12 protein-coding genes are annotated in these 15,177 nt (G+C 53.7%); 4 read left to right on the top strand and 8 right to left on the bottom strand.

What is annotated here, in order from left to right; genetic code table 11:
• Nucleotides 1–42 precede the first annotated feature (42 nt).
• The 3 genes from VK70_RS11125 (at nucleotide 43) to VK70_RS11115 (ending at nucleotide 4,496) form a co-directional block, all read left to right on the top strand.
• Nucleotides 43–534, top strand: coding sequence for a dihydrofolate reductase (locus tag VK70_RS11125; RefSeq protein WP_025700807.1), 492 nt, complete (start codon nucleotides 43–45; stop codon nucleotides 532–534).
• Nucleotides 535–795: 261 nt separating this feature from the next.
• Nucleotides 796–2,283 (top strand): glutamate synthase subunit beta, encoded by a 1,488-nt coding sequence (locus tag VK70_RS11120; RefSeq protein WP_025700809.1) that lies wholly within the window; start codon nucleotides 796–798, stop codon nucleotides 2,281–2,283.
• Nucleotides 2,284–2,714: 431 nt separating this feature from the next.
• Complete coding sequence (locus VK70_RS11115; protein ID WP_046723275.1) at nucleotides 2,715–4,496, top strand: proline--tRNA ligase; 1,782 nt, start codon at nucleotides 2,715–2,717, stop codon at nucleotides 4,494–4,496.
• A gap of 112 nt (nucleotides 4,497–4,608) precedes the next feature.
• On the opposite strand, the gene VK70_RS11110 is transcribed toward VK70_RS11115, so the two are convergent.
• The 5 genes from VK70_RS11110 to VK70_RS11090 all read right to left on the bottom strand — a co-directional run bounded on the left by VK70_RS11110 (nucleotide 4,609) and on the right by VK70_RS11090 (nucleotide 9,350).
• A complete protein-coding gene (locus tag VK70_RS11110; protein WP_025699532.1) occupies nucleotides 4,609–5,352 on the bottom strand; it encodes a YheC/YheD family protein in 744 nt (247 codons plus the stop codon).
• A gap of 2 nt (nucleotides 5,353–5,354) precedes the next feature.
• Nucleotides 5,355–6,482 (bottom strand): 2-aminoethylphosphonate aminotransferase, encoded by a 1,128-nt coding sequence (locus VK70_RS11105; protein WP_025699534.1) that lies wholly within the window; start codon nucleotides 6,480–6,482, stop codon nucleotides 5,355–5,357.
• 22 nt (nucleotides 6,483–6,504) lie between these two features.
• Nucleotides 6,505–7,635 carry a phosphonopyruvate decarboxylase gene (aepY, locus tag VK70_RS11100; protein ID WP_025699536.1) on the bottom strand — a complete coding sequence of 377 codons (1,131 nt, stop codon included), beginning with the start codon at nucleotides 7,633–7,635 and terminating at the stop codon, nucleotides 6,505–6,507.
• The gene (aepX, locus tag VK70_RS11095) at nucleotides 7,632–8,531 is read right to left on the bottom strand and encodes a phosphoenolpyruvate mutase (protein ID WP_025699537.1); all 900 of its coding nucleotides are present in this window, start codon (nucleotides 8,529–8,531) and stop codon (nucleotides 7,632–7,634) included. Before aepX ends, aepY begins: the two co-directional genes overlap by 4 nt.
• A 66-nt stretch (nucleotides 8,532–8,597) precedes the next feature.
• The gene (locus tag VK70_RS11090; RefSeq protein ID WP_036642681.1) at nucleotides 8,598–9,350 is read right to left on the bottom strand and encodes a YheC/YheD family protein; all 753 of its coding nucleotides are present in this window, start codon (nucleotides 9,348–9,350) and stop codon (nucleotides 8,598–8,600) included.
• A gap of 393 nt (nucleotides 9,351–9,743) precedes the next feature.
• Here VK70_RS11090 and VK70_RS11085 point away from each other — a divergent pair, with 393 nt between their 5' ends.
• Entirely contained in the window at nucleotides 9,744–12,176 is a 2,433-nt protein-coding gene (locus tag VK70_RS11085) for a type IA DNA topoisomerase (protein ID WP_046723272.1), read from the top strand.
• Nucleotides 12,177–12,231: 55 nt separating this feature from the next.
• Here VK70_RS11085 and VK70_RS11080 read toward each other — a convergent pair whose 3' ends face one another.
• The 3 genes from VK70_RS11080 to VK70_RS11070 form a co-directional block, all read right to left on the bottom strand.
• Nucleotides 12,232–12,969 (bottom strand): DsbA family protein, encoded by a 738-nt coding sequence (locus tag VK70_RS11080; RefSeq protein WP_025694261.1) that lies wholly within the window; start codon nucleotides 12,967–12,969, stop codon nucleotides 12,232–12,234.
• A 100-nt stretch (nucleotides 12,970–13,069) separates the two neighbouring features.
• Complete coding sequence (locus tag VK70_RS11075) at nucleotides 13,070–13,828, bottom strand: HAD family hydrolase (protein ID WP_025694262.1); 759 nt, start codon at nucleotides 13,826–13,828, stop codon at nucleotides 13,070–13,072.
• Nucleotides 13,829–13,912: 84 nt separating this feature from the next.
• Nucleotides 13,913–14,830 carry an ArsR/SmtB family transcription factor gene (locus VK70_RS11070; protein ID WP_025694263.1) on the bottom strand — a complete coding sequence of 306 codons (918 nt, stop codon included), beginning with the start codon at nucleotides 14,828–14,830 and terminating at the stop codon, nucleotides 13,913–13,915.
• Nucleotides 14,831–15,177 lie beyond the last annotated feature (347 nt).

The following is a 15,177-nucleotide window of genomic DNA, read 5'->3' as shown; positions in this document are numbered from 1 at the left end:
CGATCAGTTCTCATTACTGCATGCGAGGAGGGAAGCATAAAGATGAGCATTAGCTTAATTTGGGCTATGGGCGAGGATGGAGTCATAGGAAAAGATGGCGCCATGCCATGGCACCTTCCCCGGGATTTTGCGTTCTTCAAGGCGCAGACGATGGGCAAGACGATGCTGATGGGCCGAAAAACCTGGGATTCCTTGGGAGGAAAAGCGCTTCCGGGAAGAACAAGCGTTATCCTGACCCGGGACGAAAGCTTCGCTCCCGAAGGGGCGGAAACGGTTCACAGCTTGGAAGAGGCGCTTGAGCTTGGCCGCGGGCAGGATGAGCTGATGGTGATCGGCGGAGCGGAAGTATACCGGATGACGCTGCCTTTTGCCGACAAGCTGATCGTTACCCGGATTGACGAGTCTTTTGAAGGAGACACGTTTTTTCCTGAAACGGACTGGAGCAAGTGGCGGGAAGTATCCCATACGCAGGGAATCCGTGATGAGAAGAATCCGTATGATTACCGGTTTGTCGTGTACGAACGTTCGGAATAATCGGCGGTCCTAATCTCTTCACTCGGAGGCTTAGCAGCCTGCTTATCTGACATAACATGTGAAAAAAGTACAAACAATCAGCAAATTAGTCCATTAACGTGCGAAAGTTAAGGATGCTAATATAATTAAAATTAGAAGTTTTAGGCCCATTAATTATTGTACAAGAACCTCTGTGCGCTAAAGTGAATCCCACCTGAATGCCGCAATATGTTCAAGTGTACTGCAACCAACAAGAATAGAACGGATGGGGGAATCGAAAATATGTCTACACCAACTGGATTTATGGAATATAAAAGACAGCTTCCGGGCGACCGCGATCCCGAACAGCGGGTTAAGGACTGGGAAGAGTTCCACGACCATCTGTCCGAAGATGAGCTTAAGACGCAGGGGGCACGCTGCATGGACTGCGGAACGCCGTACTGCCATACCGGAATCGACATGGCCGGAGGCACTTCGGGCTGTCCGGTGCATAATCTTATACCCGAATGGAACAACCTTGTATACCGAGGATTGTGGAAGGAAGCACTGGAGCGTCTGCACAAGACCAACAATTTCCCTGAATTTACCGGCAGCATCTGTCCGGCTCCATGCGAGGGCTCTTGTACGGTCGGCCTGATCGGACAGCCGGTCACGATCAAGACGATCGAGCTGGCCATTATCGATAAAGGTTTTGAAGAGGGCTGGGTCGTTCCGGAGCCTCCGGAGAAGCGCACGGGCAAAAAAGTCGCGATTGTCGGCTCCGGACCTGCCGGGCTCGCGGCGGCGGCGCAGCTTAACAAAGCGGGCCATTTGGTTACCGTCTACGAGCGCAGCGACCGGGTCGGCGGACTCCTGACCTACGGCATCCCGACGATGAAGCTCGATAAGCGTGTCGTGCAGCGGCGGGTTGACCTGCTGGCAGCTGAAGGCGTCACTTTTGTCGTGAACACGGAGATCGGCAAGGACATTCCGGCACAGCAGCTTGTTGACGAGTACGATGCTGTCGTACTGTGCGGCGGTGCGACCCAGGCGCGTAAGTTCACTGCGGAAGGCAGTGATCTGAACGGCGTGATGTACGCTATGGATTACTTGAACGGCACGATCAAGAGCTACCTGAATTCGGGGCTTACGGACGGCAACTTCCTGTCTGCGGAAGGCAAAGATGTTATCGTGCTTGGCGGCGGCGATACCGGCTCCGACTGTGTAGCTACGGCGCTCCGTCACGGCTGCAAGAGCATTACTCAGTTCGGTACGCATGACAAGGCGCCGCTCGAGCGCGATCCGATTGCGAACCCTTGGCCGCAGTTCCCGAATGTATATACGCTGGACTACGCCCAGCAGGAAGCGAAGGCGGTATTCGGCGATGACCCGCGTGAATTCTCGATTATGACGACGAAATTCGTCGGCGACGAGAACGGCAACCTTAAAGAACTGCATACGGTGAACATTCACCGGACGGTTGATGAGACAGGCCGTAAAATTTATCAGCCAATCCCCGGTACCGAAGCGGTCTATCCGGCGCAGCTGGCGCTGATTGCCATCGGTTTCGACGGACCGGAGCAGGGATTGATTCAGGAGCTGCAGCTGGATACCGACCGTCGCACGAACGTAAAAGCGGCCTACGGTAAATTTAACACCAATGTTGAAAAAGTATTTGCCGCCGGAGACATGCGCCGCGGACAAAGCCTGGTTGTGTGGGCGATCAACGAAGGGCGCGCTGCCGCCCGCGAGGTGGATCAATATTTGATGGGCTCGAGCATTCTACCGTAAGCTTGCCTCTTGACTAAGCTGCCGAAATTATGTAAGTTAATTGAAATTACAATTGATCATTCAGCAGCAATGACCGAGGAAGGCAGTTGCATTACCCCCGTTGGTACAGAAAGGGAACTCACCGGCTGAGAGGTTCCCCGAAACGTCAGCCTGCCCCCCGCCCGGTAGCTGCAGCGAAGAAGCGCCCCCGAGACCATATGGATTCATCCCTGCGGGGTATGGAACATAGGCCAAAAAGTTCTCATGCGGATAGACGGCAGTACCTGCCGAATCCAGATTGAGCGCATTAGGCGTGAAACGCTGCCGGTCTGCGGCCGTTATCCGCTTTGAGGATCGTTCGCCATACCGGCGCAGCGATTGAATTAGGGTGGTATCACGACACATTCGTCCCTGACGGATGTGTCTTTATTTTTTTCAAGGGGGAATTAAGGATGCGACAAAGTCAGTTATTACTCAACACTTTACGGGAGCGGCCTTCGGAAGCGGACACGGAAGGACACGGGCTGCTGCTGCGCGGTGGCTACATCCGGCAGCTTGCCGCCGGCATTTACAGCTATCTTCCCCTGGGCCGCCGCGTTCTGTGCAAAATTGAGGGGATTGTCCGGGAGGAAATGGAACGCGCCGGCGTCCAGGAGGTGATGCTGCCCTCGATGCAGCCGGCGGAGCTGTGGATGGAATCGGGGCGCTACGGAACGTACGGCAACAATCTGATGACGGTAAACGACCGTCACGGACGGGAATTTATTCTTGGACCGACGCATGAAGAGGCCGTCACTTCCCTGATGAAGAACGAAGTGAGTTCCTACCGGAAGCTGCCGGTGAAGGTCTACCAGATCGGAACCAAATTCCGCGACGAGAAGCGGCCGCGCTTCGGGCTTCTGCGGGGGCGCGAATTCATTATGAAGGACGCCTACTCTTTCGACATCTCCGAGGAGGGGCTGGACTTGTCCTACCGGACTATGTTCGGGGCGTACAACCGGATCTTCGCCCGCTGCGGGCTTCGCTTTCGGGCGGTGGAGGCGGATGCGGGAACGATCGGCGGAGACGGCGGCAGTCACGAGTTTATTGCCCTTTCTTCAATTGGCGAGGACACGGTCGCCGTCTGCGGGCATTGCGATTACGCGGCAAATTTGGAACAGGCTGAGACGGCTGCCCGGAACGGAGAAAGTATCGGTTCCGGCGCTAAAGAGATCGGTTTGGACACGCCACAGGCGGATCAAGACGGGGCTGCTAATGATGACATACCACCGCTGGAAAAATTTCATACGCCGGACATCCGCACCATTGACCAGCTTACAGCGGCATTCGGCTTGAAGCCGGAGCAAATCATCAAGACGCTGATTTACAAGGCGGGCGGCGATATCGTTGCGGTGCTTGTGCGGGGGGATCATGAGGTCAATGAAATCAAGTTGGGCAAATATTTGGGAGCGGAGGACATCGCGCTTGCGGATGACAGTACGGTAGCTGCGGCGGCGGGCGTGATCAGCGGTTATGTCGGCCCGGCCGGACTTAAGCTGCCGGTGCTTGCCGATTATGCCGTTGCGGCAATGACGGAGGGCACCACTGGCGCCGGGGAACGGGACTATCATCTCCGGGGAGTCCGGCCCGGCCGCGATTTTCCGCTTGCTCATATCGGCGATTTTCGCAATGCCGCAGAGGGGGACCAGTGTCCGCGCTGCCGTGAAGGGCATTTGACGCTGCACCGGGGAATCGAAATCGGTCATGTGTTCAAGCTGGGAACCCGGTACAGCGATAAGCTTTCGGCCGCGTTTCTGGATGCTTCCGGCAGGGAACGGAGCATGATCATGGGCTGCTACGGTGTAGGCATATCCCGGCTGCTGGCGGCGGTTGCCGAGCAGAACGCCGGAGAAGGGGGAATTGCCTGGCCTGATGCGCTGGCGCCTTTTGAGGTGCAGGTCATTATCGTCTCGATCAAGGACGAAGCGCAGGCCGCGCTGGCGGAGAAGCTGTATGGCACGCTGAAAAAGCTTGGTCTTGAGGTGCTGCTGGATGACCGGGATGAGCGCCCAGGCGTTAAATTTAAAGACTCCGGCCTGATCGGCACGCCGCAGGTTGTGGTCATCGGCAGGGAGGCGGCGATTGAGAGAGTGGAGTATGAGAACCGTGTAAGCGGAGTTAAAGAGACACTCGGGTTCGAAGAGGCCGTTTTACGAATCACGGAACATGTTAAAACCTCAACTTTCGCAGACTAAAAAATTATCGTAACTCCAATCTGGGTGCTTGGTTTAGACATTCTGAACTGCTCAAAATTCAAGCCGCCTTTGGTCACGATTCGCGATCCAAACGGCGGCTTTTTCAATCTCTCTATCCCAATTTATACGCATTGATCCGGCGAAGCATCGTTTTATCCTCCAGCTTCCGGAAATGGGACCTTGACGGGAAGAGGTTCCCTTCAATGATCCAGACGCGGCCATGGCGATCCAGCGCCAGATCAAAGCCGTATATCCGATGCTCCGGGAATAATTCCTTTAACTTGAAGGTAGACCGCAGGGCAACCCGGTCCAGATTCTTTTGCAGGAGGTGTGGGGAGTGCCCTTTCAAGGAAGAATGCCGGAGGGCGGTTCCGACCGGCAGAATCGTCCCCTTGCTTCGCTCGATATTGGAGACGATATAACCGCTGCCTGCCACTTTTGCCACTTTCGCGGTAACGACCCAATCCGGGGAATTTGTTTTGCGCTGAACGATAACCCGCATATCAAATGGACGCCCGTTGATGTCCGCTCGGGAGATGCAGCGTTGAACCATATAGCCGCGGGCTCCGACCTGCCTTTTTATCAATGCAAAAGCTTGCCGCTTTCCTCGCACTTTGTATTTTCTGTTCTCGATGTGTACTTCGTACAGATGGTTTCCAAGCGCCGAAACCTGGAAGACCCCCTGTCCCCGGCTGCCGCCTACGGGTTTCACAATCACTTTCTTGTATTTGGTTAACATCTGCTGAAACGATAAAGCCGTCATCCATCTCGTCTCCGGCATATAAGGCCGTAAATACGGGGAGCTATTCATAAACCGGTATTTCAGAAACTTGTTCTTGCTGTTCGGTAATGGCATGATTAGTCAACTGCCTTTCGCATAGAATAACCGATGCTTAACAGGTACTCATCCAGCAGCGTCAAAAAGGCTTCGATATCCTTGAAGCTGATGTCTCCGATATTCGCGATGCGAAAAGTGCGTAAATCCTCGATTTTGCCGGGATAGATGGTAAAGCCCCGGGCGTAAAAAAAATCATGCATCGCTTGAAAATCAAAGCCTTCGCAGTCCGGCTCAAGGAAGGAAGTCACGGTTCGGGAATGATCCTTTTCCGCAACCAGATGTTTCAGTCCCCGCAGGGACATGCCATGAATCAGCGTTTCCCAGGATTTTGCGTACCTTGCGTACCTTTCGGCCAAACCTTCCCCCTTCAATTCTTCGATGGCCTGTTTGAGGGCGTACAGGGTTTGCACCGGCGGGGTAAATCGCATTTGCCGGGTTTTCACAAAATGCTCGTATTGCGCAGGCAAATTCAGGTAATAGTTCCGCGGCTTCGCGGATTTCAGGGATTCCAGCTTGCTTTTATCCGCCACGACAAAAGAGATTCCCGGCATACCCTGAAGATTTTTGTTGGAGCTGGCCGCCAAATAACGGATATTCATCGATTCCATTTGGATGGGGATGGCTCCGAAGGAACTCATCGCGTCCACGATCAGGTCCAGCCGGTATTTCGCGCATAGCTTTCCTATCGCCTCGATGTCGGTTAACAGGCCGGTTGTCGTTTCATTGTGAACGACGGCGACGTGAGATACGGGCTGCCGGGAATTGCGGATCGCAGCTTCAAGCGCAGGCACATCGACCGCTTGCTCGGGAGAGCTTTTGAATTCCAGGTAATTCAATCCGTAAGCAGCCGAGATCTCGCACATCCGCCTGCCGTAAGCGCCGTTATTGATGATGACCACCGCATCGTCCGAGGCGACGGAAGACAGGATCGATTCCACCGCGGCAGTTCCCGAACCGCCAAACAGAACGGTGGCGTAACGGGCGTCATCGGCAACCAGGCGGGTCAACTCCACAGAAATGTCTTCCATCAATCTTCCAAATTCTTGCTCACGGGGACAAATATCCGGTACGATCTGGGCATATTTCACGGTGTCTGTCGTCGTTGCAGGACCGGGGTTGAGCAAAATCGTTCTTTTTACGGTCCCCATAACATGACCCTCCTTTTTTTCGCTATTTTCCTAGAAATTCCACTAACCGCTCTTTCACTTCAAAGGGCCGGATGTGGGGCCGGCCGAGCGGCTCCTTGGAGCCGGCGGCGATTCTCATATGGAGGAAGGTCAGCTTTTTCGCTTCCTTCCATTCGCTCAAAACGGCCTCCAGCTCGCTCAACTGGTGGACATAAATGGAGTGGGCATAGCCGCTGGCGGCTGCGATTTTCACGAAATCAAGATTATGCGAAACGGTTTTCTGACCTCCGGTTGAATCATGAGCGTTGTTGTCCAGCAGAATGTGCAGCAAATTGGAAGGACCGTAGCAGCCGATTGTTGACAGAGCGCCCATGCGCATGAGCAAGGAGCCGTCTCCGTCGATGGCGACAATGTCTTTCTTGGTTTGGGTCAAGGCCAACCCGAGCCCGAACGAACTGATGCATCCCATGGAGCCTACCATGTAAAAATTGCCGGCATGGTCCGCGATATCGTACAGCTCTCTGCCCGTCTTGCCGGTTGTGGCAAGATAGACAGTATGGCTGTCTCTTTGGGCATGGAGGAGAGACAGCGCTTCGTACCGGGTGGGAAGCTGGTCTCTCTTGTGCTTGACTCGAACGGTTTGATTCGCCGCCAGGAGCGGAGTCTGGCTGCGCAGCTCTTCCGGTTCAAACGTTCCCTTGCGAACGACAAAGAAAAAAGGCCGGTTCTGTTCCGTGACCCGAACAGCTTGCAGCAGTTGTTGCTTGGCTTCAGCCATCTCTGAAGACAGGTATTGCCATTCCACCTGCATCAGCTCCAGCATCTGCGGCGTAATCTGTCCCATCAGCTCATGCTGGGGTTCGTCGGGAACGCCGGGTTCGCCCCGCAGGCTGACAAAACCGAGGAGGGGGATGCGAAACGGGTACAGGAGGGACGTCAAAGGCGAAACGGCGTTGCCGAGCCCCGAGTTTTGCATGAGGACAACGGGCTTTTTCCCGCCCAGGTAAGCGCCGGCCGCAATGGCCACCGCGTCTCCCTCATTGGCCGCCCCGATATATTCGCAGTCGTTGATGGCATAGTTGATCAAATTCTTCAAGTAGGAACACGGCACCCCGGTATAAAAGTGAAATCCAAGCCGGTGCAATTCCGCTCCGAATTGTCCGGTAGGGATCATGGCCGATCACCCTCCGGCTTGCCCGGGGAAGGGAGGTATTTGCCTTCGGCCGCCTGAAGCTCATCGGCTCGCTGCAGCCGGAAAATCTCGTTAACGCCTGCTACGCGGTTTTCCACATCCATGATGCTTTCTTCGCGGAAGATCTTATGCGTGATTCCCTGCATGGCCTCAACCGAGGCGCGCAAGTTGTGGTTGGCCCAGATGACGGTGCTGATCCCAAGCTCCTGAAAGCGTTCCGTTGGCGTGGCATAATACTTAGTGGGCACCACGACCACCGGATGTCTGCCGTTCCAGGCTTTCATGAAAGCCTCGATCTCCGAGATATCCGCCTTTTTGCTGTGCATCAGGATGGCGTCGGCGCCTGCTTGCCGGTATGCTTCGGCCCGTTTCAGGGCTTCCTTCAGACCCCAGCCGGCGATGAAGGCTTCCACTCTCGCGACCACCGTAAAATCCTCATCCTGCTGCGTATCCTTCATGGCTTTGATCTTGCCGCAAAACTCGTCGATGTCTGCAAGCGGCTGAGTCTCGCTGTTGATAAAAGAGTTCGTTTTCGGAAACAGCTTATCTTCGATGCATACGCCCGCGATCTGGCGCTGCTCCAATTTTTTAACAAGACGCCGGGCATTATTGAAGTTTCCGTAGCCTGTGTCTCCATCGAGCAGGATGGGAATGGACGTCGCGTCGCTCATAAATTCCAGCACATCCAGCACCTGCGTCCAGGAAGCTTCGTTGTTGTCACGGACACCCATGGCCGCTGAGATGGTGAGGCCGCTCGCCCAGATTCCTTGAAAGCCGGCTTCTTCCACAATCTTTGCCGACAAACCGTTATGGGCTTCCATTAAGTACTCCGTTTTTGGTGAATTGATCAACTGCTTCAATCGGGTGGATTTGTTCATTGCACGCTTCCTTTCTTTAGACCTGATGAAGACGATATAAGAGGACTTGCTAGGGAAACGTTCTTCTTATTCGACAAAAATCAGGCGTTTGTTTCTGCGAATCCGCCGCAGCATGGTCTTGTCGGGGAGCTGGGTAAATAAATGGTGGGCAGGTCGGGAGTTGGCTTCGATAAACCAGATTCGGCCTTTTTTGTCGATTCCAAAATCAATCCCCAATTCGCGAAGGTCCGAGAACGACTTATTCAGCGTCTTGGCTATGATAAGAGAAAGCTTCTTGATCGTATTCATGCTATGGCGCACTTTACTTCGATTGTTTCCGTAGATGGGCAAAAGAACCCTGGGAAGCGATGCGGCATGACCTCCTCTTGTGTGATTTGTCACAAAGCGGTGCGGAGCAGCGACCCTAGCCACAGTGCCGGAAACCATCCACTGGCCTGCCGGCTTCTGCAGATAGATGCGGAGATCGAACAACTTGCCCTTATAGGAGGCGAGGTCAAGGCCCCTCTGCACAATGTATTGTTTCGGCGACCGCTCGTAAGAGCGGAGAGTCCTGTGCAATGAAGGGGAGCCGAGCCTTTGGCGGCTTCGGTCGTGAGCCGTTTCATACCCGTTAACGGTTTTCCGGACACGGATAATACCTGCCCCGCCGCTGCCGCCGTTGGGTTTGATAAAGATGGTCGGGTACTTCTTCAACATTTGCACGGCTCTGTCTGCCGAGAACCAATGGGTTTCGGGCAAATAGGGACGAATTTCCGGTTGGTTTAGCAGGATCTGGTGCTTAATCATCTTTCCTTTTACTTTGTACAGGGACAATTGCATCACGCTTTCTTCCGTTTTTTCATGTATATGTTTAGGTATCCGGTGTTGCAAGGGCAATTGTAAAATTTTCATCAACAAAAATAGGGCTGCAAAAGTTGCGTTAAAAACAATCGGATTTGATGTATAATAGACTACTGGACCTTTTTACTATATAAAATGAACTTGAAAAATATCCTCAGGGTAAGAAGTAACGAAGGGAGGTTTGGAACTGTAGGAGCGATAGCGTTCGCCTTTGTCTCCGGATTTCAACCGCGAAGAGCGATATGCATCAAGAAATCTGGAGACAACAGCGGCCGAAAGTCCAAACATTCCGTAGTTACGAACTATACCCAAATGGGAAAATCTTAAGTTCAGTTTATACAGCAGAGATTGATAGACGGGGAGCGATTGTTTTTGAAGACACTGATCATTGCGGAAAAACCGGATATGGGACGGAACATCGCCGCCGCAATTGACCCGAAAGCCAAAAATCACCGTTCCTACCTCGAAGGGGAGCAGTATATTATTACCTGGGCCATCGGGCATCTGATCGAACTGGCGGAGCCCGAGGCATACGATCCGAAATATAAGCGGTGGAATATTGGCGACCTGCCGATCATTCCCGAGCAGTTCAAGCTCGTGCCGAACCGGAAGACCATTGATCAGCTTAAAGTGATCGGGGAACTGGCGAAGCGCAGCAGCTTGCTGATTAACTCCTGCGACGCCGGGCGGGAGGGGCAGCATATTTTTTCACTGATCCAGCGGCATTTGAAGCTGAAGCAGCCGGTCAAGCGGCTGTGGATTTCCGACCTTACACCCGAGACGATCCGCAAAGGCTTCCAGGAGCTGAAGGACGGGGCGGAGTATGACAACTTGACCAAAGCAGCCAAAGCCCGCAGCGAAGCCGACTGGCTGATCGGAATGAACGGCTCGCGGGCCTTCACCACAAGGCATAATGTGCTTCTATCGGTTGGCCGGGTGCAGACGCCGGTTCTTGCCCTGATTTATGAACGGCAGAAGACGATCGAAGCTTTTTCGTCGCTGAAATTTTATCAGGTGGAGGGCCACTTTTCTCAGGGAGATACGTCTTACAAGGGCTTGTGGCAGGGCGACCGCCTGACCGAAAAGGACAAAGCGGAGGCGCTCGCGGCCAAGGTCAAAGGAAAGCCGGGGCGCATTGCCTCATACGAGGTCAAGGATACGAAAGAATATCCGAACAGACTATATGATCTGACGCTATTGCAGCGTGAAGCGAACGGCAAATTCGGTTTTTCGGCCAAAAAAACGCTCGACACCGCCCAAGCGCTGTACGAGAAGCATAAGGTGATTTCGTATCCACGGACGAATTCCAACTACGTCACCGAGCAGAATATCCCCGAGATGCACAAGACGCTGTCCTCGCTTACGGGAACGGCTTACGATGAATGGGTCCAAGGTGCGAACCGGAGCCTCGTGCACAAAGGCAATAAGTTTGTCTGCAATCCGGCGAAGGTTGAGGATCACCATGCCATTCTGCCGACGGGGCGCAAAGCGGCGGGGCTCGGTCCCGACGAGCAGAAGCTGTACGATCTTATTGTCCGGCGCTTTCTCTCGCAGTTCTATCCCGCAGCCGAATACAAGATGCACACTGTCATCACTGAAGTGGAAGCGGAAAAATTCAAGACGACGGTCAAAGAGCTTCTGAGCCTCGGCTGGAAGGTCATTTACAGCGATCAGAAGAAGGACAAGCCGAAGGGAAGCAAAGCAAAGGGCAAGGAAGAAGAAGAGGAAGAAGAGACGGAGGTCAGCGAGCCGTTCTCCGTTGTTCCCAGCGAAGGTGTGCATTGTAGTGACGCTATCGTAAAGGAGAAGGAAACCCAACCGCCGAAGGCTTTTACGGAAGGCACTTTGTTAAAAGCCATGGAAAGCGCGGGCAAGCAGATCGAGGACGGGGAGCTGCGCGACGCCATGAAGGATTCGGGGCTGGGAACCCCGGCAACGAGAGCGGCCACGATCGAGCGGCTGAAAAAGGTCGGCTACATTGAGATGCAGGGAAAAAAGATTGGGATTACGCAAAAGGGACGGACGGCGATTGAATTGATCCGCGGGGCAGGCGTCGAGCTGCTGACTTCTCCGGAAATGACGGGCCAATGGGAGCGCCGCCTGAATGAAATCTCGCGCGGAGCGGCGTCGGATCTGCAATTTATGGAGAATGTAAAAAAGTTCGCGGCGATGATCGTGGATAAGGTGCGGGCGCAATCCCGGGCGGACAAAATGTCCTTTGAAATCGCCGACCCATCTTCCGGCACAAGAGGGAAAGGAAAGAGCGGCACCCGGCGTTCAGGCGGCGGGAGGGACGGCTCCGGTGGCGGCAATCGGCAGAGCGACGCTTCCGGGAAAGCGGGAGGCGAGGCTGGCGGACTCGACAAAGGCGGGGCTGCTGGCCGGTCCGCCGCAACAGCTGCCGCTTCTCCGGCGCCACGCGGCACGAAGACGGGCGGCGATACCCCGCGCGACAACGCTTCTCCAGGACGGCGGAGCGCGAAGTCCGGTTCCGATGCCAAGGAAGCGGCTGCTGCCCGGCCTGCCGCGCCCAAGTTCATCGGAGCCTGCCCGCGTCCCGGCTGCGGAGGCCAAATCTTTATGGGACGCAAGGGGTATGGCTGCTCTCATTACAAGGAAGGCTGCGGTTTTGTCATCTGGAAGGAAAGCTACGGCAGACAGCTTACCGACATCCAGATTAAGGCGCTGATCGAAAAAGGCCGCACCGCCAAGCTGAAGCTGGTGCTGTCGGACGGTTCGGCAGTGGAAGGCAAGCTGGTGCTCAGAAGCCCGGAGACGGGCGAACTGACAGTGGAAATCGTATAAACAAACGGCAGGCAGCGTATGGTGTTCACACGCTGCCTGCCGTTTTTACTTGCGGTTAGTTGCTGTTCTCCGCCAGCTGCTTATCGATGGCGGCCTTCAAACTGTCATAGGAGGAATCCTTCAGAAGCGCACCGTTCACCATAAACTTGGGAGTGCCGTTCACGCCGTAGGAGCCGGCGATTTTGAAGTCCTCTTTTACATCCAGCATATAGGTCTGGTTCTTGAGATCTTTCTCGAACTGGGCGTAATCGATGCCGCCAATATTGTCCTTCACGAATTTCAGGATGAACTTCTCGGTTGCCCAAATCTTGCTCTCGTCCCCCTGATGATCGTACAGCTTGGTCACATATTCCCAGAACTTCTCGTTGCTCTGATGATAGATCGCTTCGCCGGCGCTGGCGGCCAGATAGGAGTCGCGGTCGATAAAGGCAAAGTTCATGAAGTAGTATTCGACCTTGCCGGAATCCACATAATCCTTGATGAACCGCTCCATGTAGGTTTGCGTCCACTTCTTGCAGGCGGGACATTTAAAATCGGCAAACTCAATCACCTTAACCTTGGCGTCCGGATTTCCGAGCCGGGGCTGCTTCTCGTATTTGAGACCGTTAACCACGATCGTCCCTTTCACATCCGTGTAGTTGGGCAGATTGCTCAAATCCGCAGCTTCTCCTGCTTTTCCTCTGGTCAGAACGAGTCCGAGCGCGACCGCAAGGATAACGACCAGTCCTGCCAGCACCATGGGCAGCGCATAAAGGTTCCCTGACTTTTTCTTCTTATTCTGGCTGTTCTGCATGCATATCCTCCCGCCGAATGCTGAAATTTACTAAAATAGTATAATCATTTCGACGTAGGGTTTTATATGCTATTTGTAACAGCTTAGTCCATGCGGGCGATCAGCCGTGGCTTGTGTTCCGGCGTACAGCGGCTCCGCGGATGACAGGCACCACTTCATGGATGGAAGAAATCGTAATTAGCGACTGCTGCATCTCATGCTGCAGCTCGATCATATTGTACAGCCATTCGTTCTGCTGCTTCAGATAGACGCTCTTGACACCGGCGGTAATCGCCGGGAGCACATCGGTGCGAAGAGAATTGCCAATCATCCAGGTACGTTTCCGGTTAAAGGGACGGCTGCGCAAAATTGTTTCCAGCGATTCCACATTTTTATGCTGACGGATATAAATGCGGTCTTCAAAGTAGAGGTCCAGCTTCATCTGTTCGATCTTGCGCCGTTGTACCGAATGGTCTCCTCCCGTATACAAGTGCAATTGATGGCCGTCATGCTTCAGGTTGTCGAGTGTTTCAACCATGCCGGGATAGGCTTCGATCTCCTGGTCGTATACGCTGAGACCGAGCTTCATCAGCTGTTCTTCCTGGAAACGATCGGCCGGCCGGTTATATTTTGCGCAAAAATAGCGGTAGGTGGCGATCAGCGACTTCGGAAAGTTATCACTTGCGAGTCCTTTCATATTGACCGTCTCGACGTCAATCTCCACCTGCTTGCGGCGGAGCTCTTCGATTGTAACCCCTTCATCCCCGAACCAGTCACTCATCATCTCGAAATACTGCCCCAGAATGAGGTCAAAATATTTGTTGCAGTGGACCAAAGTATCGTCCAGGTCGAAGATTACCTGTTGAGTCAAATATTTCATGTCTCTCACTCCTTTGTTCGGCTTAAACGGTTCCCAGGCCTAAAAAAGCCCGATTCAAGCCAGTTCTGTATGATTGTAAAAGTATTATACTCGAATATACGATTCAAGGAACATCTGAAGTTCCGACGCGCCGTCGAGACGGATGCTGAACCGTTCGTTCTGCTCCTCCCGCAGATGGACGCGCAGAAGTCCGGCCACCCGCAGCATCATCAGATGATGCATCAGAATATCGCCCGACTGGCCGAGGTCGGATTGCATTTCCCATAGCGACTTCGGCTCGTTGGCGAGATAGCGGAGCAGGCGAAGCCGCACCGGATCAGACAACGCTTTGGTCATCCGCAGGAGCAGGGTGGGCGGCTCATCTTCATTGTCTACCGGGACGTCAACGGGATACTGTACAAGCATTAGCTTTTTATAAAAACAGTACGTGTTGATCGGCCGGTGATGCACCGTCGGCAGAAGCACGATCGTCTCCAGCTCGGGGATATCCTCGATCACAATTCCGCCCGAGGCATACTCGATCAGCGCTCCGGGTTCCATCTTGCTCTGCAGCAGCTTTTTCTCGGAAGCATCTTCTATAAGCAGAGGAAGCATCTTGGGCTCAACATGCCGGAAGTACTGCTCATGCCAGAGCCGCAGCAGCGGTCCGTAGCCATCTTTGATTCGGCGGCACTCTTCAAGCGTGAACCCGGGAACGTAGGGGGCCGCGAGTTCAAACCACTCCTCCACGGTAGCGGACTCCATATCTTCAAGGAAAAGCTGCACTTTGGCAGACGGTCCGTGGGTGTAAGCCCAGCAGTAAAGAACGTCGTAGTCCTCGAACGGCCATTCGGCGGCCTGCAGCAGCGCTGACACTTTTTGAGGGGGAATCCGCCCGTCGATGTCGCGCACCCACTCGGGTCCGATATCCAGATTGGAAATCCATTTTCGCGTTACATATAGCATGAAACTGTCCACCAGTTCATATACGGGCGACACGTCAATTTTCAATTCATAGTCCATGAAACATGCAGTCCTCCCAGAAAATCACTCACTTCTGATTATCTCTTGTTTGGTTTGGGGTTGTCCACTATAATGTTGTTTCTTATTATACTAGAAATATTAGGAACATATCATCCGTACATTTGCAGCGTTTCTTTGCTGAACGGCATTAATGAAGCTGTACAATATATCGGCATATCGGTTTCTTTGCTTTGATGCTTGCTGCCAAGAGAATGCCGGGCGCCGCCGGATTATTGGGATTCCTTTATATCCTGTTCGTCTTCCCGGGGTGATTATTCTCGCCAAAATGCGATTTTTGAGTTAAGATAAGGGAACGAGTGATCGCATGGAATTTGTTCTTGCTTTTC

The sequence above is a fragment of the Paenibacillus durus ATCC 35681 genome, assembly GCF_000993825.1.
Classification (GTDB): Bacteria; Bacillota; Bacilli; order Paenibacillales; family Paenibacillaceae; genus Paenibacillus_AQ; species Paenibacillus_AQ durus_B.
The sequence above is the reverse complement of the archived record's forward strand: the minus strand, read 5'-3'. Positions and strand labels throughout refer to the sequence as shown.

What these genes read in the sequence shown, in the direction of transcription:
- VK70_RS11125 (WP_025700807.1), top strand. Translation starts at nt 43, where the DNA reads ATGAGCATTAGCTTAATTTGGGCTATGGGCGAGGATGGAGTCATAGGA.
- VK70_RS11120 (WP_025700809.1), top strand. Translation starts at nt 796, where the DNA reads ATGTCTACACCAACTGGATTTATGGAATATAAAAGACAGCTTCCGGGC.
- VK70_RS11115 (WP_046723275.1), top strand. Translation starts at nt 2,715, where the DNA reads ATGCGACAAAGTCAGTTATTACTCAACACTTTACGGGAGCGGCCTTCG.
- VK70_RS11110 (WP_025699532.1), bottom strand. Translation starts at nt 5,352, where the DNA reads ATGCCATTACCGAACAGCAAGAACAAGTTTCTGAAATACCGGTTTATG.
- VK70_RS11105 (WP_025699534.1), bottom strand. Translation starts at nt 6,482, where the DNA reads ATGGGGACCGTAAAAAGAACGATTTTGCTCAACCCCGGTCCTGCAACG.
- aepY (WP_025699536.1), bottom strand. Translation starts at nt 7,635, where the DNA reads ATGATCCCTACCGGACAATTCGGAGCGGAATTGCACCGGCTTGGATTT.
- aepX (WP_025699537.1), bottom strand. Translation starts at nt 8,531, where the DNA reads ATGAACAAATCCACCCGATTGAAGCAGTTGATCAATTCACCAAAAACG.
- VK70_RS11090 (WP_036642681.1), bottom strand. Translation starts at nt 9,350, where the DNA reads ATGCAATTGTCCCTGTACAAAGTAAAAGGAAAGATGATTAAGCACCAG.
- VK70_RS11080 (WP_025694261.1), bottom strand. Translation starts at nt 12,969, where the DNA reads ATGCAGAACAGCCAGAATAAGAAGAAAAAGTCAGGGAACCTTTATGCG.
- VK70_RS11075 (WP_025694262.1), bottom strand. Translation starts at nt 13,828, where the DNA reads ATGAAATATTTGACTCAACAGGTAATCTTCGACCTGGACGATACTTTG.
- VK70_RS11070 (WP_025694263.1), bottom strand. Translation starts at nt 14,830, where the DNA reads ATGGACTATGAATTGAAAATTGACGTGTCGCCCGTATATGAACTGGTG.